This is a genomic window from Afipia sp. DC4300-2b1 (genome assembly GCF_049895725.1).
GTDB lineage: Bacteria > Pseudomonadota > Alphaproteobacteria > Rhizobiales > Xanthobacteraceae > Afipia > Afipia broomeae.
Genome location: NZ_JAFCSX010000001.1, coordinates 67,822 through 87,857, shown reverse-complemented (window position 1 = coordinate 87,857; position 20,036 = coordinate 67,822). Strand labels below are relative to the sequence as shown.

Annotated in this window: 19 protein-coding genes and 1 tRNA gene; 13 read left to right on the top strand and 7 right to left on the bottom strand. The window is 55.8% G+C overall.

Annotated features, from left to right (window positions below; genetic code table 11):
• Positions 1 to 413: 413 nt before the first annotated feature.
• Positions 414 to 1,082, bottom strand: coding sequence for a hypothetical protein (locus ACP7AL_RS00420; RefSeq protein WP_425987749.1), 669 nt, complete (start codon positions 1,080 to 1,082; stop codon positions 414 to 416).
• Positions 1,083 to 1,639: 557 nt separating this feature from the next.
• Between ACP7AL_RS00420 and ACP7AL_RS00415 the strand changes: the two genes are divergently transcribed.
• The gene (locus tag ACP7AL_RS00415; protein ID WP_425987747.1) at positions 1,640 to 1,972 is read left to right on the top strand and encodes a hypothetical protein; all 333 of its coding nucleotides are present in this window, start codon (positions 1,640 to 1,642) and stop codon (positions 1,970 to 1,972) included.
• Between the two features lie 37 nt (positions 1,973 to 2,009).
• Here the strand turns inward: ACP7AL_RS00415 and ACP7AL_RS00410 are convergent, their stop codons facing one another.
• From ACP7AL_RS00410 to ACP7AL_RS00400, 3 genes are all read right to left on the bottom strand, one after another.
• A complete protein-coding gene (locus ACP7AL_RS00410; protein WP_041712556.1) occupies positions 2,010 to 2,987 on the bottom strand; it encodes a Bug family tripartite tricarboxylate transporter substrate binding protein in 978 nt (325 codons plus the stop codon).
• A 318-nt stretch (positions 2,988 to 3,305) separates the two neighbouring features.
• Positions 3,306 to 4,205, bottom strand: coding sequence for an RNA polymerase sigma factor RpoH (rpoH, locus tag ACP7AL_RS00405; protein ID WP_024920424.1), 900 nt, complete (start codon positions 4,203 to 4,205; stop codon positions 3,306 to 3,308).
• Between the two features lie 218 nt (positions 4,206 to 4,423).
• Positions 4,424 to 5,431 carry an RluA family pseudouridine synthase gene (locus ACP7AL_RS00400; RefSeq protein ID WP_425987744.1) on the bottom strand — a complete coding sequence of 336 codons (1,008 nt, stop codon included), beginning with the start codon at positions 5,429 to 5,431 and terminating at the stop codon, positions 4,424 to 4,426.
• Between ACP7AL_RS00400 and ACP7AL_RS00395 the strand changes: the two genes are divergently transcribed.
• Positions 5,430 to 5,762 carry a hypothetical protein gene (locus ACP7AL_RS00395; protein ID WP_041712553.1) on the top strand — a complete coding sequence of 111 codons (333 nt, stop codon included), beginning with the start codon at positions 5,430 to 5,432 and terminating at the stop codon, positions 5,760 to 5,762. The two genes, ACP7AL_RS00400 and ACP7AL_RS00395, sit on opposite strands and share 2 nt — an antisense overlap.
• Here ACP7AL_RS00395 and ACP7AL_RS00390 read toward each other — a convergent pair.
• Complete coding sequence (locus tag ACP7AL_RS00390) at positions 5,740 to 6,738, bottom strand: sterol desaturase family protein (protein WP_425987741.1); 999 nt, start codon at positions 6,736 to 6,738, stop codon at positions 5,740 to 5,742. The genes ACP7AL_RS00395 and ACP7AL_RS00390 overlap by 23 nt on opposite strands.
• 219 nt (positions 6,739 to 6,957) lie before the next feature.
• Here ACP7AL_RS00390 and ACP7AL_RS00385 point away from each other — a divergent pair.
• The 11 genes from ACP7AL_RS00385 to ACP7AL_RS00335 all read left to right on the top strand — a co-directional run bounded on the left by ACP7AL_RS00385 (position 6,958) and on the right by ACP7AL_RS00335 (position 18,106).
• A tRNA-Glu gene (locus ACP7AL_RS00385) sits at positions 6,958 to 7,032 on the top strand.
• 260 nt (positions 7,033 to 7,292) lie between these two features.
• Positions 7,293 to 8,327, top strand: coding sequence for a hypothetical protein (locus tag ACP7AL_RS00380; RefSeq protein ID WP_425987738.1), 1,035 nt, complete (start codon positions 7,293 to 7,295; stop codon positions 8,325 to 8,327).
• Between the two features lie 87 nt (positions 8,328 to 8,414).
• Entirely contained in the window at positions 8,415 to 9,134 is a 720-nt protein-coding gene (locus tag ACP7AL_RS00375; RefSeq protein WP_425987736.1) for a hypothetical protein, read from the top strand.
• A 77-nt stretch (positions 9,135 to 9,211) separates the two neighbouring features.
• A complete protein-coding gene (locus ACP7AL_RS00370; RefSeq protein ID WP_425987733.1) occupies positions 9,212 to 9,625 on the top strand; it encodes a hypothetical protein in 414 nt (137 codons plus the stop codon).
• Positions 9,626 to 10,133: 508 nt separating this feature from the next.
• Positions 10,134 to 10,553 (top strand): hypothetical protein, encoded by a 420-nt coding sequence (locus ACP7AL_RS00365; RefSeq protein ID WP_425987730.1) that lies wholly within the window; start codon positions 10,134 to 10,136, stop codon positions 10,551 to 10,553.
• 2 nt (positions 10,554 to 10,555) lie between these two features.
• A complete protein-coding gene (locus ACP7AL_RS00360) occupies positions 10,556 to 11,353 on the top strand; it encodes a hypothetical protein (protein WP_425987728.1) in 798 nt (265 codons plus the stop codon).
• A 369-nt stretch (positions 11,354 to 11,722) separates the two neighbouring features.
• The gene (locus ACP7AL_RS00355; RefSeq protein ID WP_425987726.1) at positions 11,723 to 12,877 is read left to right on the top strand and encodes a hypothetical protein; all 1,155 of its coding nucleotides are present in this window, start codon (positions 11,723 to 11,725) and stop codon (positions 12,875 to 12,877) included.
• 100 nt (positions 12,878 to 12,977) lie between these two features.
• Positions 12,978 to 13,868: a site-specific integrase gene (locus ACP7AL_RS00350; RefSeq protein ID WP_425987724.1), complete on the top strand. Its 891-nt coding sequence runs from the start codon at positions 12,978 to 12,980 to the stop codon at positions 13,866 to 13,868.
• Positions 13,869 to 13,993: 125 nt separating this feature from the next.
• Complete coding sequence (locus ACP7AL_RS00345; protein WP_425987722.1) at positions 13,994 to 15,652, top strand: hypothetical protein; 1,659 nt, start codon at positions 13,994 to 13,996, stop codon at positions 15,650 to 15,652.
• A complete protein-coding gene (dcm, locus tag ACP7AL_RS00340) occupies positions 15,649 to 16,887 on the top strand; it encodes a DNA (cytosine-5-)-methyltransferase (RefSeq protein WP_425989977.1) in 1,239 nt (412 codons plus the stop codon). The genes ACP7AL_RS00345 and dcm overlap by 4 nt, the downstream gene beginning before the upstream one ends.
• Before the next feature lie 106 nt (positions 16,888 to 16,993).
• Positions 16,994 to 18,106 (top strand): DUF3883 domain-containing protein, encoded by a 1,113-nt coding sequence (locus tag ACP7AL_RS00335; protein ID WP_425987720.1) that lies wholly within the window; start codon positions 16,994 to 16,996, stop codon positions 18,104 to 18,106.
• A gap of 62 nt (positions 18,107 to 18,168) precedes the next feature.
• Here the strand turns inward: ACP7AL_RS00335 and ACP7AL_RS00330 are convergent, their stop codons facing one another.
• Together ACP7AL_RS00330 and ACP7AL_RS00325 are read right to left on the bottom strand one after the other, a co-directional pair.
• The gene (locus ACP7AL_RS00330; RefSeq protein ID WP_425987718.1) at positions 18,169 to 18,504 is read right to left on the bottom strand and encodes a hypothetical protein; all 336 of its coding nucleotides are present in this window, start codon (positions 18,502 to 18,504) and stop codon (positions 18,169 to 18,171) included.
• Between the two features lie 204 nt (positions 18,505 to 18,708).
• On the bottom strand, positions 18,709 to 19,950 hold the full coding sequence (locus tag ACP7AL_RS00325) for a DUF6538 domain-containing protein (RefSeq protein WP_425987716.1): 1,242 nt from the start codon (positions 19,948 to 19,950) through the stop codon (positions 18,709 to 18,711).
• Between the last annotated feature and the right edge of the window lie 86 nt (positions 19,951 to 20,036).

Genomic DNA, 20,036 nt, shown 5'->3' with positions numbered 1-20,036 from the left:
GCGATTTCAACATATGCGATGGCGCGACTTTCGAGGAAGTAGCCCCTCACCCGGATTGCCGCGCAATCCGACCTCTCCTGGTAAGAACGGGGCGAGGTGAAGAAATCAGCCGTCATTCCGGGGCGCGCGAAGCGCGAGCCCGGAATCCAATCGTCTCGTGCAAGAGTCCGGCAGGTCTGGATTCCGGGCCTGCGCCTTCGGCGCATCCCGGAATGACGAGCCTTGTAGCCCGGATGAAGCGAAGCAAAATCAGGGGTTGCCGCCCGCAATAGGGCGATGTTGATTGTGATGGAAGCTGTGTCGCGCCGGTCGAAGCGCGATCTATCCTCGCTTTAGTATTCCCGGATTGCGCTTCGCTTCATCCGGGCTACGCTGGCTGCAGGTTGTGATCGCTGGAACGAAGAATACAGATTCTAAGAAAAACTCAAATTAAATAGAGTTACGTTGTAGGGCTTCAGCTCAACGGTGATTATCAATTTTACCTGGCGTCTATCTAGTTCACGTTCTGCCAGAGGCGGATCGAGCAATGTATCGGTTTCCACCGTGAGCTGGGTAACTAGGTTGTCGTCTTCCAATAGGCAATAAAAAGGGCTTTCTCCTTCAGCAGGTATCTCATTTCCCCTTAACTCGTTCGCGCTTTTTGGTCTTCGCAACGCGTCGATTAGTGTCTTGATCCTATTATCCAAGTCGCCGGCGCTAATTACGCTTCCTGGGGTGTCTCGTCGTAGGAAAAGTATGTTCAACGAGCAAAGTAGGGACGTTTCTTCGCGGACTAAGGGTACAAATCTATAGCCATTTTCCTCGTATAAGCTCGCCGTGTAGTCCGACAATGGAATCTTTTCGTTCTCGTTCGGTCCGAAGTAGGCCGCACCGTCGCCAACTGGACGGTGGTCGGCCGTTCTATGGATCGGATGCTCTTTGCGTTCAGAAAGAAACTTATTAGTTTGCCAAAGATGCTTTAGCTGCCGATGAAATACCTTGCGAATTGATTGTTTATGTTGAGCCAATCGGTCATGCTGATTAGCCTCGGGATCCTTCTGACCGGATTTAAGTTCTCCCTCATAGACAAGTCTGAATCGCATTTCTAAAAGCTCCAGCCGTTTTGGGCGGTGAATGTCTCACAAAACATTCGATTCGTGGATCAAGGAATAAATTCCTTGACAATTTCCTTGCCCTGATCCATCTTCACGCCATCCCGCCTCACTTGAGGGGCGTGTCCTGGGACGCTTCGATGCGCGGGGCGGGATGCGGCGCCTGCGCGCGCGGGAGAGACGTTCTCCCTCGTGTCCGGGAGGCTTCGGGTCATCGTCCGGGCCAACTACGTGGCCCCGCCTTCAGTGGCTGGACGCGGACAGGATGAAGGCAGGCGAAAGCCCGCCGGATCGGGGCGTGAAAGCGTCCGTCCTGTCCCGGAAGAACGATCCCGTCGCCAAAAATCGCCGCGGCGGAGCGCCGAAAGGCGATGCGCGCTGCGGCATGTCCGCTGCGCGTCACTCCACTCAAGTGCGCCTTTCGGCGTTCCGTCCCCTCATGTTTGCGAGGGGGCCATGTGAGGCGAGGCCGCCGTGCGCGATGCGTGCGACAGACGGCGCGTGCGCGCTCATTCCACTCATCAAATCCATCAACGGGAGCGTTGCCCATGACGGCGCGGTTCAGGCTGGAAGGTCCTTATGGTTTCAGCGGCGCGGAGAATGCGCGCCTGACCGGCGAGACGTGCGCCGAGCATACGGCGCGAGATTTCGCATATTGCGAACTCGTTGTTGCGCGCGCGGAGATGGATTTCTTCCGCGCATATCGCACGTGTCCTGACGGCGCGTGCCGTCGCGCGCGGTGCTGCGCCGGTCCGGCGTTTTCTTGTCGAACTGCTTTCCGCCACCGGCTGCTCGGATGGCTCGAGCAGGGCGCTGCGATCGATTTCGCCTACGCGGAATTACTGCGTCGGCGCAAGCGCCGCACGCAAAAGCCGTCGTGAGCACCGCGTGCGCGAAGCCGGCACGAACTTCACCAAATCACTTGATCCCGGCCGCCTTGACGAGTTCGGCGCTGGCGATGGTCTGATTTGCGACGAGCTTGTCCATCTCATCGGGCTTCATCGGCCAGGGCTCGACGCCGAGCTTCTTCAGGTCGCGCTGCATGTCGGGCGTCGCCAGAACTTTCGTGCCGGCGGCATAGAGCTTGTCGACAACGTCCTTCGGCGTCTTCGACGGCACGAACACGCCGAACCAGATCGCGCTGTCGGCGTCCTTCAGGCCGACCTCCGGCGGCGACGGCACGTCGGGCAAATCGGCGACGCGCGTCGGCGTCGAGACCAGCAGGGCGCGCACCTGACCGCTCTGGATCAGCGGCAGCGCGGTGGCCAGCGGACAGAAATAGAAATCGATCCGGCCGCCGAGAATGTCGGTGATGACTTCCGAGCCGCCGCGATACGGAATGTGGGTCGGCGTGATGCCCGCGGCGAGACGGAATTTTTCCGCGCTGATGTGAACGGCGCTGCCGATGCCGACCGAGCCGAAGCTGGCGGCGGCGTCCGGCTTTTTCGCGGCCGCGATGTACTCCTGCACCGTCTTCCATGGCTTCGACGGCGAGGTGATCATCACATTCGCGCTGTAGCCGATCATCAGCGCCGACGACAGGTCCCGGGTGGCATCGTAGGTGAGTTCGGTGAAGATCGCCGGCGCGATGGTGATCGCCGACGAATGGGCCAGGATCGAATAGCCGTCCGGTTCGGAGCGGACGACAGAGGCGGTGCCGATCGTGCCGCCGGCGCCTGCGCGGTTTTCCACCACGATCGATTGCCCCAGTTCAGCCGACAGCCGATCAAAAAACATGCGCGGCACCACGTCCGTCGCGCTACCTGCGCCGAACGGGATGGTGGCCTTGATCAGTTTTGTCGGCCATGTCTGCGCACTGGCGGATGCAGAGACGAGCAGACACGTCAAAATCGCCAGCCGCCGAAGGTGCGCCTGCATGTTCCATCCCTGTTTCATGATTGGTCCTTGCCCCGTGGTCCGCAGCATCGTGCCGCCGCTACCTGCTTTGCAAGAATTATTCCGGATGAGGGGCGCATGATGCCCCTCGCTGCATATTCGGTGTCGTCCCCGCGAAAGCGTGGACCCATGTTCCCTGAGCGGGCAGTTCAGGCGGTCGGTCAGGCATCGCCACGGCTGTGGCTGGATCGAATGGCAATATCGGAGCGCGGTGGTTTTGGGTCCCCGCTTTCGCGGGGACGACCCGTAGAGAAATCGCGCACACAACAAAAAAGCCGGCCCGAAGGCCGGCTTTCGCAACTTGTTATGCGGAAGAGATCAGTACGCCGCTTCCAGCGCGGCGTGTTCCTGCTTGGCGACAGCGGTCTTCACCGCCGCCTGCACCTTCTCGAACGCGCGGACCTCGATCTGCCGCACGCGCTCGCGCGACACGCCGAATTCGGCGGCGAGGTCTTCCAGCGTCATCGGCTCCTCGGCCAGGCGACGCGCCTCGAAGATGCGGCGCTCGCGGTCGTTGAGCACGCCCATCGCGCCGGTCAGCGCGCTGCGGCGATGATCGAACTCCTCGTTCTCCGCCATGATGGCTTCCTGGTTGGGCGAGGTATCGACCAGCCAGTCCTGCCATTCGCCGGGCTCGCCGTCGTCACGGATCGGAGCGTTGAGCGACGCGTCGCCACCGAGGCGGCGGTTCATGTCGATCACGTCCTGTTCCGTCACGCCGAGGCGGGTCGCGATCTGCTTCACCTGTTCGGGGCGCATATCGCCCTCTTCAAGCGCGGAGATCTTGCTCTTCGCCTTGCGGAGATTGAAGAACAGCTTCTTCTGGTTCGCGGTGGTGCCCATTTTCACGAGCGACCACGAACGCAGGATGTATTCCTGGATCGACGCCTTGATCCACCACATCGCGTAGGTGGCCAGACGGAAGCCCTTCTCGGGCTCGAAGCGTTTGACAGCCTGCATCAGGCCGACGTTGCCTTCGGAGACAACCTCGGAAATCGGCAGGCCATAGCCGCGATAACCCATGGCAATCTTAGCCACGAGCCGAAGATGGCTGGTGACGAGCTTGTGCGCGGCGTCGCGGTCGTCGTGCTCGCGCCAGCGCTTGGCGAGCATGTACTCATCCTGCGGTTCCAGCATCGGGAACTTGCGGATTTCCGTCAGGTAGTGTGCAAGACCGGATTCTCCGTTGAGAACCGGCAAAGTAGCGGCACGGGCCATGGTGCGCCCTCCAGAGTTCACGCCCCCGATAGCGGCGGGCGAGGCAGGCCATCTGCTGTGTCAAAGCCAGAAGCACTGCAATGTTCCGCGCCGGAACGATCCCGAGCGCAGGTGCAACATACTCCAAAACCCGAGGGGGAGGGAAGAACAAAACGGGGTCACGAACCCGTGACCCGGGTTAAAGGTTTGTAACCATGCGGCTTTTTAGCGCACCACCTTTAGTCTGTGCTACGAAGGGCGGCCTCGAGGAGGACCAAATCCTCCGGCAGCGGCGATTCCCAGTGAAGAATTTCTCCGGACGCCGGATGCTCCAGGACCAGCAAATAAGCATGGAGGGCCTGCCTGCCAAGAGCGGCCAGCGCCGCCTGGCTTTGCGGGCCGAGCTGGCGGGCCTTGGTTTTGAAACCGGAGCCATAGACGTCGTCGCCGAGCAGCGGATGGCCGAGATGGGCGAGGTGGACGCGGATCTGGTGGGTGCGGCCGGTCTCGAGCTGACAGGCGAGCAGTGAGGCGACCGGCTTGCCGTCCTTACCCGTGAAGGTTTCCAGCACCTCCCAATGGGTCACGGCGTCACGGCCGCCCTGGCGCACCGCCATTTTCTCTCTGGTGTGCGGATGCCGGTCGATCGGCTGATCGATGGTGCCGCTTTTCCGGTTCGGCGCGCCCCAGACAAAGGCCATGTAGCCGCGGCGCATCTCGCCGGTGCGGCCATGGTCGGCGAACTGCGCCGACAACGACTGGTGGGCGCGGTCGTTCTTGGCGGCCACCATCAATCCGGTTGTGTCCTTGTCGAGCCGATGGACAATGCCCGGCCGCCTGACCCCGCCGATACCGGACAGGCTTGCGCCGCAGTGGGCGATCAGCGCGTTGACCAGCGTGCCGGTCTCGTGCCCGGCGGCGGGATGGACCACGAGGTTCTTCGGCTTGTCGATGACGATGATGTCGTCGTCCTCGAACACGATGTCGAGCGGGATGTCCTCGCCTTCGGGCTCGGCGGGCGCGGCGGGGGGCACGTCGATTGTGATCGTATCGCCCGCTTTGACATGATAAGCGGGGTCGCGAACCGGGGCAGGTCCCACGCTGACCTGGCCCGCGAGGATCAACGCCTTGAGGCGCGAGCGCGACAGGTCGGGGCTGCGGACGGCCAGCACGCGGTCCAGCCGCTGCGATCCTTCATCGCCCTCCACCGTGACCTCGTGACGCGTATTTTCGGAAGACTGCTGCATGACTGAAACTGTTGCGCCCGATCCGACCCCCGAGCAAGCCGCGCTGATCGCGCGGGTGCGCCGGATGATGCTGATTGCCGGCCTGACCACGGCGATCGGGGTGGGGGCTCTGCTGGTTGCCATCGGCTACCGTCTTTTCCGCACCGATGGAAGCGTTCAGATCACCGATGTGACGGCGACCCTGCCGAAGGGTGCGCGGATCGTCTCCACGGCGAGCGCGGGCGAGCGGCTGGCGGTGACGGTCGAGATCGGCGGCACGACCGAAATCCGCACCTATGACGCGAAGACGCTGAAGCCGGTGGGACGGCTCAGGTTCGCTCACGAACCGTAAACGCGTCACGCAGGGTCTGCGCGGCTTGCGTGACGGGAAAGGCGAACTGGCGAAGAAAGGTCAGAGGCATCTGCACCCAGGCTCTGGTTGGCTCGATGGGGAAACCCTCGACGCCGGTTTCGATCACGCGGTCAGGCACCTGACGGAAGGTGCCGAATATGGTGTCCCAGATCGAAAGATAGACTCCATAATTTTGATCGTGCAGATCGGAGCGCATCGCGTGGTGCAGGCGATGGACGCGCGGCGACACGAACACCCGGTCGAGCGGTCCATAGCCGATATCGACATTCGCGTGCAGGAACATCAGGTAATATTTCTGCAGCAGCACGAAAACGAACGCCTGCTCGATCGGCACCAGCACCAGAACAAACACGAACGACATGGTGAGAGTCCGGGCCAGAAGATCGCACGGATGCAGCCTGAACTCGGTCATCAAGTTCATGGCGTTCTGCGAGTGATGCAGAGCGTGGAAATGCCAAAGGGCGGGGACCTTGTGACGGATCACATGGCTGAGCCAGCCGGCAAAATCCACCGCGACAAATACGACAACCACGCGCAGCCAGTTCGGCCAGTGTCCCATCAGGCCCGAGAGCGGCGGAAGGTGGCGCTGAAAGAAACTCAGAAACAACAGGGCGAACAGCGACACGAACAGGAAATGAACCAGCAGCGAAACGACAGCAAATCCGGTGTCGAACAACAGTCCGCGCGACAGCAGGGCCTGATCGGGATCGGCTGGCCGCAGCCGCTCGAGCATGAGGATGACCGCGAAGAACACGATGAACGACGCCGAAATGAAGAAGGCGTCCACGTAGTTCAGGAAACCCTTTATGCCGGTTGCGAAATGGGATGAGAACGCCGAAGGACCCGTTTCCAGAGCCGAGATCACAAGGATCGCGAAGGGGACAGCCAATGTGGCGAGCGACACCGCGCCGGGATGCGCGGCGATCCAGTCCTGCAATGTGGCTCTGCGGGTCATGCGAAGGTCCTACATCGAACCGGCAAGCCGGGGAACTGGATGACAGCGGTTTGGCAGGAAAAAGAGGGTGGTCGGGGACGAAAGGCCTGCCACCGCCTTGAGGCAAGGAGCGCCGGGACAGGATGTCCTGCTCGCGTCGGATCACAGCCGAAAGCACGCCGGGGCTGTGGCATGCGCTTGCAGTCGCCTCGTTTCGAGGCTATTCCCTTGTCCGCGCTTGCTCCCTTCGTCTAGCGGTTAGGACGCGGCCCTCTCAAGGCTGAAACAGGGGTTCGATTCCCCTAGGGAGCGCCAACTAGTCTTTTCAATGACTTATATGAGTATTTATCCGCAGTAGCGGCACTATTTAGCGACAGTTAAGCCGCCCGAATTGCAATCAATTGCACTTGTCCATTGGACCTCGGTGAGGCTTTGCCGTCGCATCGTTTGCACTTCGCTTTTGGCCAGCTTGTCCATTGTCATAAGTTGCAATGCCGATCAAATTCGACGGCGAGTTCTTCGCGATCTTCGTCAATTTTCGCCAGTATCAGAGCGCGTAATTTCGCAGAGGTAAAATGCCGGTCTTTTTCACGGTAGCAGGGGTATCCTCTAACAAGCAGAAGGAAGACAAAGGGAAGAAAGCAAAGATAGATAGTAAGGATGTGAGCTATTTTCCGATCAGAGGAAAAATCGCAGTTCTAAAGCCCATCATTGATAAGATATCGATCACTCATCAGATTTCCGATCCCGAACTGAAAGAAACATTGATTGAATGCTTGCTTCAGGAGGCGGAGCAGGGAGGGCAATTTCAGAGTGCTCCAAAATATGGATCGGGACAGATTCAATACAAGGCGTCCGTAAATCTGCTTGTGCCTCCCTATGACCTTCCTGTGCTCATCCAGGCAGGTCCTAAGAAAAAAGCTACCTCTCACGCGCTCCGCTTAGAGTTCAACCCGTCGGCCTTGCAATCGTCGGGAATAGCCTTCCTGAAATCGGCGCTCGAGGGCTTGGTCCTCGATGGATTGAATTTCAGCGAGATAGCGGCGAACGGGAAGATCACGCGAGTAGACATTGCTGTTGATATTGTCGGCGTTGGCATTTCCGACCTCCTTGTATCGGCAGAAGGAGGCAAGAAAAGCCATTGGTATTATTCTGCCTCAGGAAAGCCTGAGACTGGCTATCTCGGAATGAAAGCGGGCGATAAAAATGCTAAGTGGACTACTTACAATAAGCGGCAACAACTGAAGGACACGGCTGGAAATCAACTTTACGGCGGGTTGCCGCACACGAGGATCGAATATCGTGCAACACCCATGGTGCCGTTTTCAAAACTCTTGGGGTTGGACAATCCTTTTCTGAAAATTTCGCTCGCCTACCCAGTGATTCCTAAGGCCGCGAAATCCCACGAGTGGCAATTTTTTATCGATAGCTGCGCTAGGCGCGGTCAACATGCCGCTCTTGGATTGCTTCCTGATGGACCAATGAAGAAGCGATACGAGGCAGCTCTCGCAGCAGGGCACAAGACAATTTGGCGGCCCAACCTAATCTGGAAGGCTTGGGAGGAGACTTTGTGCAGATCGGGTATCGCGGAAGCTGAAAAGTGCAGTTGATTGCAATTCCTGAGAAAAGTGATCGAGGCGCATCGTAACGACGCCTCCAAGGGAGAGTTTCCGTGCCCCGCATTCCAATGGTGTCGTATGAAAAAGCCGCGCTTGCCGGAGTTGCCAATCATCGATAAGCCTGCGCGCTTTGCGGTTGGCGACCCGAACGGAATGACCTCAAACTCGTGGCGTGTTTGGGCAGAACGAAGATCAGAGGTCTACATTGCTTGCCGCGACAATTTCACGGAAACGAAAGTTAGTCTTCATGCTTCGGGTCGCTGGCGCATGGGCTTTACCAGCGAAGCGATCAAGAAGAATCCCATGCTCGTTCAACCCTCTGAAAATAGAGCGTGGGAGGTGTGGGACAAGCCACTTGAGACGTTGCCTCAGACGACCACGGCTTTTCATCTCTACTTTCCAACCTCAGAGTTGGCCGTGGATGCCTCGCAGCGTGTAGGAAAGCAATGGAAGAACGTAGTTTACTTGGAGGCTGCGCCACCGAGAAAGACCACCACGGTCACGCTATTCATAACCAACGGCGACATCAGTCTGCGTCACGAAAGTGAGCCAAGCTTTCTCTTAGCAAATTATCGGTTGGACAACAGTCGGTATGCGAAATTGATGGCGCACGGGGACCCTGAAGGAACCCTGCCAGATATGATTACGCAGGCTGTTGAGTCTGGGAACGAAATGGCGCGGAAAAAGAGGATCGCGTTGCCGCCCACAGCGTTCAGCTATTTCTTTGGACATAGAGACAACGGTGCTAGATTCATTTTCGGAGCACGGATGAAGCGCGACGGCGGACAGCCCGATTGATTTGGTGAAACTTCCTAAAGTGCAGTTGATTGCAATCCCGATCAGGTATGTCGAAAACTAGCCGGATAGTCATGTCGATGACGAAGTCGCTGAAGGCTATTCCAATTCTGGCTTGTCTCGTTGCTCTAGGTGCTTGCGCGAGTACGGTTCGCGAAACGCGACCGACTGGCAAATTCATTTCGCATCGAGGTTTGGACCCGACAGCGTCCTGTTTGGTCAAGGAGCTAAACGAAGTTTCAAAGACGTTGACAAACGACTTGGCTAAATCACTTAACACGGCCCAAACAATCACAAATCAAATTCGTATCATTGATCCGGGAAAATCATATGAAATTGGCCCGCTACAAGCGCCCATGACCGACATCTATGTAGTGAAGTTAACCGCCCACGCGAATTCCGAGACTGCGGTTGAGGTTTATTCCGATCAGTCAAACATGGGTTATTCAGTGCTGACGCCACGACTTGAAACTGCTGTTTCCAAGTGCCTTTGAGGGCCGCGATAGCTATCAGATAAAAGTGTCGGCAACCGTGGACGGCATTGATCCAAGACGCGTAAAGAAATGCCCCACAACACCGCCTTGATAATTCTAACTTCGATGCCCTGAGACATTAGAAGAAGATGTTGGTAATCCGGCTTTTACCGGGGCATTCGATAAATCTCCAGACATGATTTCAGACATCAGAAAAGGACCGGGGTAAATAGTGTATCGATTGTGCAGTTGACTGCAAAAACATTCAACATCCTTAGATTTCTGTTCATTCGAAGTCAGACGTGTTGGAGGCCGCGACCTGCAATGGTGCAATCAACTGCAACAATACCCGATGTCGCAATGCATTCTGCGCGCTGCCCCTGACTTACCCCCTTGGCACCAGACCCTCACATGCTCGATTTCACCACTACCGGCCCGGGAAAAGTCCTCCCGCTGTTTGTTCCGAACCCACAGCCGCAGCGTATTGAGGATTCACCGGCGACGGATAGAATGGAACCGGGGGTGCATCATGGAATGGTCTACAATAATTCTGGTCGCGGTCGTCGTCGGGTTTTTCCTCTGGCGCCATGAAAGGGCGCGGGTGAAGGGGGAAGAGCGGGCCGTAGTTGCGACCGCGCGCCTGGCAAAAGACCAGAAACTTTATGACCACATCAAAGCCGGCATGCTCGAATATGACTTCCGCAACAGGGGAAATGAATTTTGGAAAGCGAAAGGTAGGCAGCTTTTATTTGAGACGGCGCAATTCAGTTGCTTCCACGTCGATCACTTCGCGGAATCGCGGGTGGGATTTTATTTTAAAGACTTAAAAGAGTTCGGCTTGTACGGATTCTTCGTTGGAAACGACCCGGAAGTTGATGTTTTTCATAGCTACTACCGGACCGATGAAACCTTCCAGGATGAAGGCCAGCTGCTTTACGAGGACGATTGAATATGGATTGGGGTGACCTCTGGCTATTGGGGGCCGGTGCGTTCGCTGGATACGCATTGCGGACGAAGGGCCAAAAGAAGTCGCAAGCCACCACCGTTTCCGGCCAAGCGTCGGCGCATGACCGCAGTAATTTGCTCCAGGCGTATTCGCGTGAGCTATCGAACTACCTCATCCAACTCGACCCGGACAGGTATTACACGGTCTATCGCCGGGCGCTGGATGAGCAAGAGAAGCTGTTCACCGCGGACGGTAAAACCCGTGAGGCCCAACTGCACATCATCACCGAACGCTACCCGATGTATGAGGACTTCGATTTGGTAGGCACCCGGCCTTACATCCTTTATGGCGAAACGCTTAAACGGTATGAGGACGAAGACATCGAAGAGCATTTCCTCAACCTGGTGAGATTTCATTCGTTGCAGCGCGCGGCGTCGGAAGAATGGTGCTTCTTGATGCCGATGCTCGGGCAGAAGGAGCTTGACCACCTCGCCGGATACACCCGTCAGGTGAAGGACGCGAAGTTCAAAGAACGGCTGAAGCAGGCCGTAAAAAAATTCCAGGCGGCGCGGGAAACCCAGCTATCGGATTGGCAGCTTCCGGACGGCGAGAAGCTTTATGAAGCGGCTGAGATTGCCGTTTACAGGGTGGACGACATCGCTGAAACCGTTAAGGGAATTTGGTTCAAGGACACGAACGAGTACGGGATTTATTCAGTGTTTTATGGCGATGAAAAAGCATATGAGAGCTTCTACCGCAGCGATAGAACGTTTCAGAAGCGCGATGTGCTGCACACGCTATGATGCGGTGAACGGAGAAAGCCCCAGGCGTCGGCGCGTCTTGTTGCTCGAACAACCATTCCCAAATCGTCTTCGATGGCGAGAATGTTGAAGAACTTCGTTAACTCGGCCCTGTCTGCATCGAGCAATTCGCGCGCCCGAGTCTTCGTCAATGGGATAGCTCTTTGACATAAACTAGCTGCGTCCGCATTCCGCGAAACGTCCCGCGTTGCCAGAACCCTCTCAACTTGAACGAGGAGCATTCCATGCTCTTTCCACATCCGTAGTGGTCCAGTCGTCTAATATCAGAGTGGCAAATCCGATTATTTCTATTGGCTTCGAGGAGGTAAAAGTTAGCGTCCCCTGAGGAAAAAAGTCCGATGGAGGCGAAAAATGTCAAATGCATTGCGTGATGCCAAGGAACGGCTGGCAGAGCAGTTTCATACAAATGTTGAACCGCAGCCACTGCAAACGGATCAGTGGGTTGCAAATAGCTTACTTCAGAAAGCTATCCGACGGAGCGATACCGGGGCAGCTCAACGCGCGGCAATGACTTTCTATTTGCAGAAGGGCTCTGCGATCTGGCGGCGTTTCATCGTCATTGCGTTTGAGGATGTCGGTGCCGCCGCTCCCGAAATCGTGGCCATGACTGTAGCCGGAAGCACCGATGCTGCTTGGCGCAAGAACACGGGCGGCGATGCCGCAACTGCCGTTCTACTTGCACGCCTCTTAGCAGAAGCTCCAAAGAGCCGATCTGGCGAGCACCTGATTACGACATCTAACCATCACCCGTCGTTCAAGCAAGTGCGACTATTGGTAAGCGGTTCTTCGCTGGCGGAAAATCTTGCGACCGTCGCCAACAAAGCGAAAAGTCTTCCCCACCGTGCGTTGGCGGCTTGGTGCGTTTCAGGCATCGGATGGAAACGAGAGAAGGTTTCAGGCAGCGATCTTCCAGCTTTGCTTGGAACGTTCCGCAAGTTGGGGGTGCCCCAGGAGTTGGTTGAGGCTACCGGTCTTGCGGCCACTAGGTCTCGAGAGGCGATCACCCTGATGGTCCCGCTGATTTGGCTTGCGGCGAACGATGGCCAAGTCCCAACCGTGGCGAGGACCGATGTCCCCTTGTCCTCGGTCGTTGACGACGTCCCCTTGTACTCTCTTGACAAACACACCCGGGTCGGGCGGGAAGCCGTACGAAATCTCGTCAAATACAATTCCCGGATTCGGCGGTTCTTGGAAACGTATGTTCTACCAGCCAACCGCCGCGACGCTGCTTACATGGCCGCGTTCTATGCCGATGCCGCGCCGCTCGCATCCAGGCTTGTTTGGAGGGGCGTAGACGAACTGGAGGCTCTCGGAACCGAAACCGATATGTTGCGCTCGGGAGTGCCACCAGAGGTAATCGGCCCGTTCTTGGAGCTTTTCAGGGCCAACGTCGATCACCTCAATCAGGTGCGCCTCCATACTGTCTTCACGAAGCGCGAGCGGTCAGAAAGGCTTGGGTTCACGAGAGACGCCATGCCGCTCGTGCGGATCGATGAACGGACGTAGGCCCATGTCAGACCTAACCTCCGATAACCTTCACTTATCGCGACCTACAATGGGCGCTAGGAGCGTCGTCCGCCCGTGTGCAGTTGATTGCACAACCACCGTGCCCGAGCTAGTTACGGAGTACGTTCGGGAAAGCCTCGCTCAAAATACGCGGATTGCTTACGTCAACGATCTCGCTCACTTCCAGCGGTGGGGCGGACGAATACCCGCTGCGCCTGAAACGATTGCCTCCTATCTGGTTATGCACGCTGATGTTCTCAGCATTGCAACGTTAACCCGGCGTCTTGCTGCATTGGCTAAGGTTCACCGCTCCCGTGGCATCACTAATCCAACCTCCACCGAACTAGTCAAATCAGCTTTGCGGGGCTTAAAGCGTATCAAGGGCGGACCTCAACGACAGGCAAAACCTCTTATTAAAGAAGATCTATTCGAGATGTTGGAGGCGACGGGGGATAGACTCAAGGACGACCGTGATCGGGCATTGATTTTGATCGGCTTTGCTGGTGGTTTCCGCCGATCTGAATTAGCGGGTCTAGTTTACAACGACGTGGAACGTGTTCGTCAGGGTATAGTGATCACACTCTGCCGTTCAAAAACTGATCAAAATGGCGCGGGAAGAAAAATTGGTGTTCCGTATGCTAGGGGTCGATGGTGCCCAGTTGCTTCGCTGGAGCAATGGTTGAACAGGTCCGGTATCACGGAAGGAGCATTGTTTAGGACAATCAACCGACATCACCGAATCGGCCTTAAGCCATTGTCGGGAGAGGCTGTATGCCAGATCGTCAAGGAACGCGTACGGTCTGCCGGGATTGACCCTGCTGGTTATTCAGGTCACAGCCTCAGGGCGGGGCTTGCCACCAGCGCAGCTCAGGCGGGCGTATCGAGCTGGAAAATTCGTCAACAAACAGGCCACGCCTCAGATGCCATGCTCGCCCGCTACATCCGGGATGGGGAGCTCTTTCTGAACAATGCGGCCGGCGCAATACTATAATGTACGCCCCGCCAAGCTTGCCCCAAATACAATGTGCCGGATTGCACGAGACGCGTGCCAGATTGCCTGCTGTCGGATATTCCTAGCTCAATGAAACGCAACGAATCACTTCGGACTTGGGGCCAATGATGCAAGCACTATTGTCGGCTACCCTCGACGCAGCTTCGTCGTATGCTGGCAAGACCTTAGCCGAACGAGTAGCGGGACGTTTTTATACACCTGATATTTTGGCAACTGATTTGGCTAGGCGCTTAGTCGAAGCGTTGATCAAAAGTTCCCGTACTTTTGAACTAAGCCGCGTCTTGAGGGTGTGCGATCCATTCTGCGGCGATGGCCGTTTGGTGTCGGCCTTTTTCGCGGCGGTATCGGAGCGGCCAGAGCTCTTCAGCCGACGGTGGGTCGTCACACTCCGAGACATTGAAGCTGATGCGGCTCGGGCGGCTGGCCGAAGGTTGAAGGAGTTTTCTCGGGCTCTCGGTTTGGAAGCCGAAGTTCGAGTTTCCGTCGGAGATAGTTTTTCGCAGGGCAGTCCTGCACTTCACGATGTGGTGGTAACCAATCCACCTTGGGAGCTGTTGAAGCCGGATTCTCGAGAGCTTGCACAACTGAGCGAAAAGGCAAAGGCAGCCCATCGTCGATCATTGCGAGAACTATGTGATGTGCTGGATGCTAGATTTCCGAATGCAAGGGCAAACAACGCTTGGGGCGGCTGGGGAACAAACCTAGCGAGGTGTGGTTGGGAATTAGCCTTGCGTTCCTGCTTTCCCGGAGGAGTGCTGGGCATTGTTCTGCCTTCTACGATAATGGCAGACCAAGCTTCCGCTAATATGCGACGCTCAGTTTTCGGCCGCTCAACGTTGGTTGACTTAGCAACTTATCCACCCGAGGCGCGCCTTTTTTCCCGAGTAGATCAGCCAGTAGTTGTGGCGACCTTTGTTGTCACTCCGCCTGCTTTTGGCATCGATGCGAAGATAAGAACTTTCAATCTCGAACGATCTATTCAGAAGGAGGGCCAACTCAAGCTGTCCGAAAGTCAGCTTTCAGCGCAGGACTATGCGCTGCCGGTAAGTTTCGCGCCCGATTCCGCTGAGTTGATTGCGGGGCTTTCGTCTTTTCCGAGATTTAGTGATTTGGAAGGAGGGAACGGCAGCAATCTCTGGGCTGGCCGTGAATTGGACGAGACGCGCATTCTAGAAAAAACCGTGCCTGGCCATCGATACCCCTTTATCAAAGGAAGAATGATTCATCGCCACCAGGTTTCGGAGTTGCCACGTCTCTCTGTTCGGGCTTCGCTTGTCAAAGGGTTCCACTCCATCGCTTTCGAGCGCATTGTTTGGCGGGACGTCGCGCGTAGTTCTCAGGGTAGGCGTATGATCGGAGCAATTATTCCACCTGGCTGGGTTGCAGGAAATTCTTTGCACGTAACCTACTTTCGTGATGGCGACCCCCAACGGTTGCGGGCTCTCTACGCTGTACTTTCCTCGCTCATATTTGAATTTCAGGTCAGAAGTCGACTCGCGACGGGTCATATGTCGTTGGGAATAGTGCGGCTGGCTCGCGTTCCTTTGCTGAGCGGACGAACGTTGTCCGACTTAGCAAAAGCGACCGAAACAATCCTGTGGAAGGGAGAAGATGACGCTAATCTTGAGGTTGCCGCAGCACGTGCGTATGGGCTCACTCGTGAACAGTTCGCCGAAATTATCGCACATTTCCCCAAACTTGATATTGGTAAGCGGGAGGCAATGTTAGCTGCTCCTCTTTGGCCAAGAAAGAATCGAAAATGATTCCCAACCATGTCAGCGCGAAGCTCAGTAATCTTGATCTTCGTTTCGCTGAGTCCGTTCCGCCGGGAGGTAATTGGCGCGACATTCCAGAATCTGTGCCGTCAGAGCGGCTCGCTCAAATACGCGTAAGTGCGGCAGCAGGCGAAGGATCACGCTCGACTTACTATGGGCGCCTTAGGCCTGATCTACCCGCCTATACAATCAACACTTACTACACGCGTCCGGGCAATGGTTGTTTTTTACACTACGCCCAAGATCGGACAATCTCGCACCGCGAAGCAGCCCGATTGCAGTCATTTCCTGATGACTTCGTGTTCGAAGGAAGCTCGCAGCGGGCGCTTTGTCAGCAAATTGGCAACGCTGTGCCGCCCTTGCTAGCGTTTCAGGTTGCTCAAGCCCTCGGCGAGCCTGGCGCAATGGTGGATGTTTTCGCTGGAGCTGGCGGGCTGTCCCTAGGCTTTGAATGGGCTGGTTGGCAATCAATTGCCGCTGTCGATAGCGATAAGCATGCCGTCGCAACCTTCAATGCCAATATCGCACCGGTCGCTTTTGTTGGAGACATGACGAGTGAAGAAACTCACGATCATTTAGTCGCTCGGGCATTCGAAAGGCGAGGAGCGGGCAGATTAGCGCTCGTCGGAGGGCCTCCTTGCCAAGGCTTCTCTACGGGCGGAAACCGTCGGAGTGTGGACGACGCGCGAAATGATCTACACAACAGGTATGCGCAGCTTTTAGCGCGCCTTCGTCCCGATGTATTTATTTTCGAGAATGTTCTGGGACTTCTTAGCATTGATAAAAAGCGCTTTTTGCCACGTCTAATAGACGGTCTGCGGGCCACCGGGTATGACGTTGCAGTATGGCGCCTAAATGCAGCTCGGTTCGGTGTTCCTCAGCGAAGAGAAAGGGTGGTTTTGGTAGGAGTGCCTATTGGTTCAACGGCTCCTCTTCCACCTCAACCTTGGACCAGTCCTGTAAAATCGTCAGAGCTGTTTGCGCTGCACCCTGTGTGTGGGACATTGGACGCAATTGGCGATCTACCCATGATAACCCCCGGAAGTGACGGTTCTGGGCTTCCATACCGAACGCCTCCCGAGTCAGAATACCAGCGACTCATGCGCGGGAGCCTGTCCCCCGCAGAGTACATCGCTAGGGGGCGTGCTAAGAATGATACGGGTGGACGACGCGGCGCTTTACGCAGCGTCACTGAAGATGTTGGAAGAGTTCACGCGGGGTAGCTATTACGGTCGTCTCGCGCAGATTTTTCTGGCGTGCAAATACTATGGGGGCCTAATTCCAGCGGTGGGTAGCCCCACCGGTACAGACATAAGCACGATACAGAGGTTGCTGGATGATCTCTACGAAAAGCCCTCTCTAAGACCCGGGCCGTCTATCGCCATTCTGTTCAGCAACAACCATCTTTATCGAACGGGCGAAGCGCCGCCGGGTGGAGTGGCGTCGAACATTTGGCGCAATAATTTCAACATTCAAAAAGGGTTTGGATGCTACGCTTCGGCAGGAGAGATCATTGATCCGGCGTTCCGAAATCGCTCGCGAAAATTGTGCCCACACCTGCAGCCCCTAAGCGCAGGCACCCTCGAAGGCGCTCATTGCGATTTGGAAAATAATGCCAGCTACCGACGGGAGGATCATCCCAAGGTTTTTCGCGTCGATCCGGATACGCGAGAGCTATTCGTCTACAACACTTCAGATACCGCCCATTACGCACCCCTAGTTCTCTCGATGCGCGGTAAATTACCCGTCGCTCCATTATTGGTATCGATTTATTACGATTCGCGTATCGCGGGTACGCGCTCCGAAATTTCAATTGAAGACTTCTTGATCGATTTTGGTTTTCAGCCCGCTGAGTTTAGTACTTATTTTAACGACGATCTTTCCACGGGGAAGAATGCTGAACTAAGTGCGGCGTTTCCCGGTAAGATTTCCTGGACGAAGGTGACGGGTTCGACTCCTGCTGCAACGGCGGCGCCGCTTCCAGGAGTGCCAGCGCCAGCGTCCGCCCGTCGCCGCGCTGGGTCGTCGGCAGTTTCGGCAGCCGCTCCCCCGGTAGCACCTCCAGCCGGGAGTCATTGGTGGGACGCGGAGCAAGTAGTGCGGCAGGTTTTAGAAGCCGACGGCTGGACCGTTATTGATAAAACTCGCTTCGGCGTTGGGTACGACTTTCACGCCTGGAAAGCAGGAACGACGCGTTATGTGGAAGTAAAAAGCAGTGCTGGTCGATGCACTCCTGTGTTAACCGATAACGAATATATGGAGGCTCGCCGATTGCGCAAAGAATATGTTCTTGCAGTCGTTGAAAATTTCGATCCAGCCGGTCCGGCTACCGTATTTTGGATTCAAGATCCTGCCCGCCTGAGTGTTAGCGCGCGTCAGGTGAAGGTATTTTCGGTGCCTCGTTCACAATGGATACCTGAAGCAGTTTCTTCAATACCGTGACGTCGGAATTGCGGCGTAGGGATGCTTCGCATCAATTCAGCTAACCGTGAAAGGGGGAAATTTCAGGTGCAGACTTCGCGATTGCCGATGTCTGTTTTTTCGACGCCGAATGCGGATTTTTTGAAAAATATTTGTACTGCCCGCTGTCCACCGGGCGTTAAAACGTGCATCGCACAACGGCACAAGGGTATATCTGCGAGTGCAGCCGAGCGTCGTCTCACAACGAAGTAACGACGAAGGAGCTTTATTAGATCATTGAAGCGCAGGGAGCTACGAGCCGTTTGGGAACTGGTTATGGTCACCGCAGGCTGATGAAGAAACTGCATCCCGGTGATTGGTAAGCGATGGCGTTCGTGAAATGCACTAGCAAATTCAGATGCATCTTGTTTCGTAAGCATGGCGAGCAACCTCACGCAAGAAAACGTCAGACCTTGCGAGCCGTCCTGTTTTTATTCTCTGCGTGACACTCGAACAGCGCCGTTAGCTGGCTCATTCTTTTTGATTAACGTTTAGCAAGCAATTCTTGATAAAGAATTAGGCGCGGTATTCACAAAGCACTCAGCCCAGGGATTCTGTGAGCGGATGTCCGCTTACGCAGCGGCTCAGAATCCAATGCGATCTACCCATTTTTTCAACAGAGTAACCGGAAAACCCTCGCCATATCCTTCGGCGACGGTTTTGATTTCATGCCCCAAAATTGCCCATCGATAGTCCCGAGGACAATTGGCAGCCCGCAGCCGGTCTTGTGCGCGATGCCGCAACGAATGAATGACCTTTCTCGGGTCTGTGATTCCGATGTCAGTAAGGAAGCGGTTTAGCCGCTTAGAGGCGGCTGGGATGCTACCAACGAAGAGCGGGCCTTCGATTTGTTTGGGCAAAAGAGCCAGAACGCACTTGGGAAAAGGAATGCGCCGTTTTGACGTAAGCGATTTCTTGCCAACAATTGTATATCTACATCCATGTTCCTCGAATTCGCGGTCTATTTCGAACGCTTCGGAAAGTCGCATTCCTGTGGATGCCAGCATTACGAACAGGAACTGATCCGATGGTTGCAGTTCCTTCAGACGCATTTTGACCAGCTTTATGTCTTCCTCAGACAAGGGAAGCCTTTGCGTCATGTCGTCGGCCTTCGGAACGATTCTAGAAAACGGATTGAACCGAAGTTTTGATTCATCGATTGCTAGATTTACCGCTGCATTTAGCCAACCAACCTTCTTTGCAATGGTCGCCGACTTCAGGTTTTTGTCCTGAAAATGCTTTACGATCTTGCGACCATCGTCCCGACTCGATTCCGCGAGCGATTTGCCGTCTGTTAGCTGTTTATACAGCTCCCACGTGGCGAGCGTCTCCCGTTTATTGTAGCCGGTCACTTTCGCGTGCATCAGATAGGTGTCGATGATGGCGTCGTCACCACTTCTGGACCTTCGGGTCTGCCGGTGCCGTTCTCGCCGAACCGCCGCTATCTGCTTGCCGAGTGGTGGAAGTCCCATCGTTATTATTGAGTTTGGTTCTGTCCTCAGTATGGCCCCGTCCGCCGTCAGATAGATAAGCTCTGTATCCGTGGCGATGATTCGTTCGCCATCCGCGCCATGATGTTCTCGTCCGGGTTCTAGCTTCGGTTTCGATATGACGGCGAAGTCGCGGGCTCTCTGCTGTTCAAAGAGAGTACGTTTATGATGTTCGATAAAGGGAAGGGCGCGGATTTCTGCTTCAGCGCGGTTTGGAGTTCCTAAGGACTTCTCCACGCGCTTCTTGCCAACGCGCTCAGCGAGATCGCCGGTGTACTGAAGTTTCAGATACCAGTTCTGCGACCCTGGCCTTCTAAAGAGATAGTTGGTTTTCACTGCGAAAAGTCCGGAAACAGGGATTAGGTGCATAACTTAGCTGCTCTAATTAGCGGCAGCAATAGATGCATATTAAGTCGCTGAAT

Excerpts from the sequence above, each read along its gene's own strand:
- ACP7AL_RS00420 (WP_425987749.1), bottom strand. The coding sequence starts at position 1,082 with ATGCGATTCAGACTTGTCTATGAGGGAGAACTTAAATCCGGTCAGAAG.
- ACP7AL_RS00415 (WP_425987747.1), top strand. The coding sequence starts at position 1,640 with ATGACGGCGCGGTTCAGGCTGGAAGGTCCTTATGGTTTCAGCGGCGCG.
- ACP7AL_RS00410 (WP_041712556.1), bottom strand. The coding sequence starts at position 2,987 with ATGAAACAGGGATGGAACATGCAGGCGCACCTTCGGCGGCTGGCGATT.
- rpoH (WP_024920424.1), bottom strand. The coding sequence starts at position 4,205 with ATGGCCCGTGCCGCTACTTTGCCGGTTCTCAACGGAGAATCCGGTCTT.
- ACP7AL_RS00395 (WP_041712553.1), top strand. The coding sequence starts at position 5,430 with ATGACTGAAACTGTTGCGCCCGATCCGACCCCCGAGCAAGCCGCGCTG.
- ACP7AL_RS00400 (WP_425987744.1), bottom strand. The coding sequence starts at position 5,431 with ATGCAGCAGTCTTCCGAAAATACGCGTCACGAGGTCACGGTGGAGGGC.
- ACP7AL_RS00390 (WP_425987741.1), bottom strand. The coding sequence starts at position 6,738 with ATGACCCGCAGAGCCACATTGCAGGACTGGATCGCCGCGCATCCCGGC.
- ACP7AL_RS00380 (WP_425987738.1), top strand. The coding sequence starts at position 7,293 with ATGCCGGTCTTTTTCACGGTAGCAGGGGTATCCTCTAACAAGCAGAAG.
- ACP7AL_RS00375 (WP_425987736.1), top strand. The coding sequence starts at position 8,415 with ATGAAAAAGCCGCGCTTGCCGGAGTTGCCAATCATCGATAAGCCTGCG.
- ACP7AL_RS00370 (WP_425987733.1), top strand. The coding sequence starts at position 9,212 with ATGACGAAGTCGCTGAAGGCTATTCCAATTCTGGCTTGTCTCGTTGCT.
- ACP7AL_RS00365 (WP_425987730.1), top strand. The coding sequence starts at position 10,134 with ATGGAATGGTCTACAATAATTCTGGTCGCGGTCGTCGTCGGGTTTTTC.
- ACP7AL_RS00360 (WP_425987728.1), top strand. The coding sequence starts at position 10,556 with ATGGATTGGGGTGACCTCTGGCTATTGGGGGCCGGTGCGTTCGCTGGA.
- ACP7AL_RS00355 (WP_425987726.1), top strand. The coding sequence starts at position 11,723 with ATGTCAAATGCATTGCGTGATGCCAAGGAACGGCTGGCAGAGCAGTTT.
- ACP7AL_RS00345 (WP_425987722.1), top strand. The coding sequence starts at position 13,994 with ATGATGCAAGCACTATTGTCGGCTACCCTCGACGCAGCTTCGTCGTAT.
- dcm (WP_425989977.1), top strand. The coding sequence starts at position 15,649 with ATGATTCCCAACCATGTCAGCGCGAAGCTCAGTAATCTTGATCTTCGT.
- ACP7AL_RS00330 (WP_425987718.1), bottom strand. The coding sequence starts at position 18,504 with ATGCTTACGAAACAAGATGCATCTGAATTTGCTAGTGCATTTCACGAA.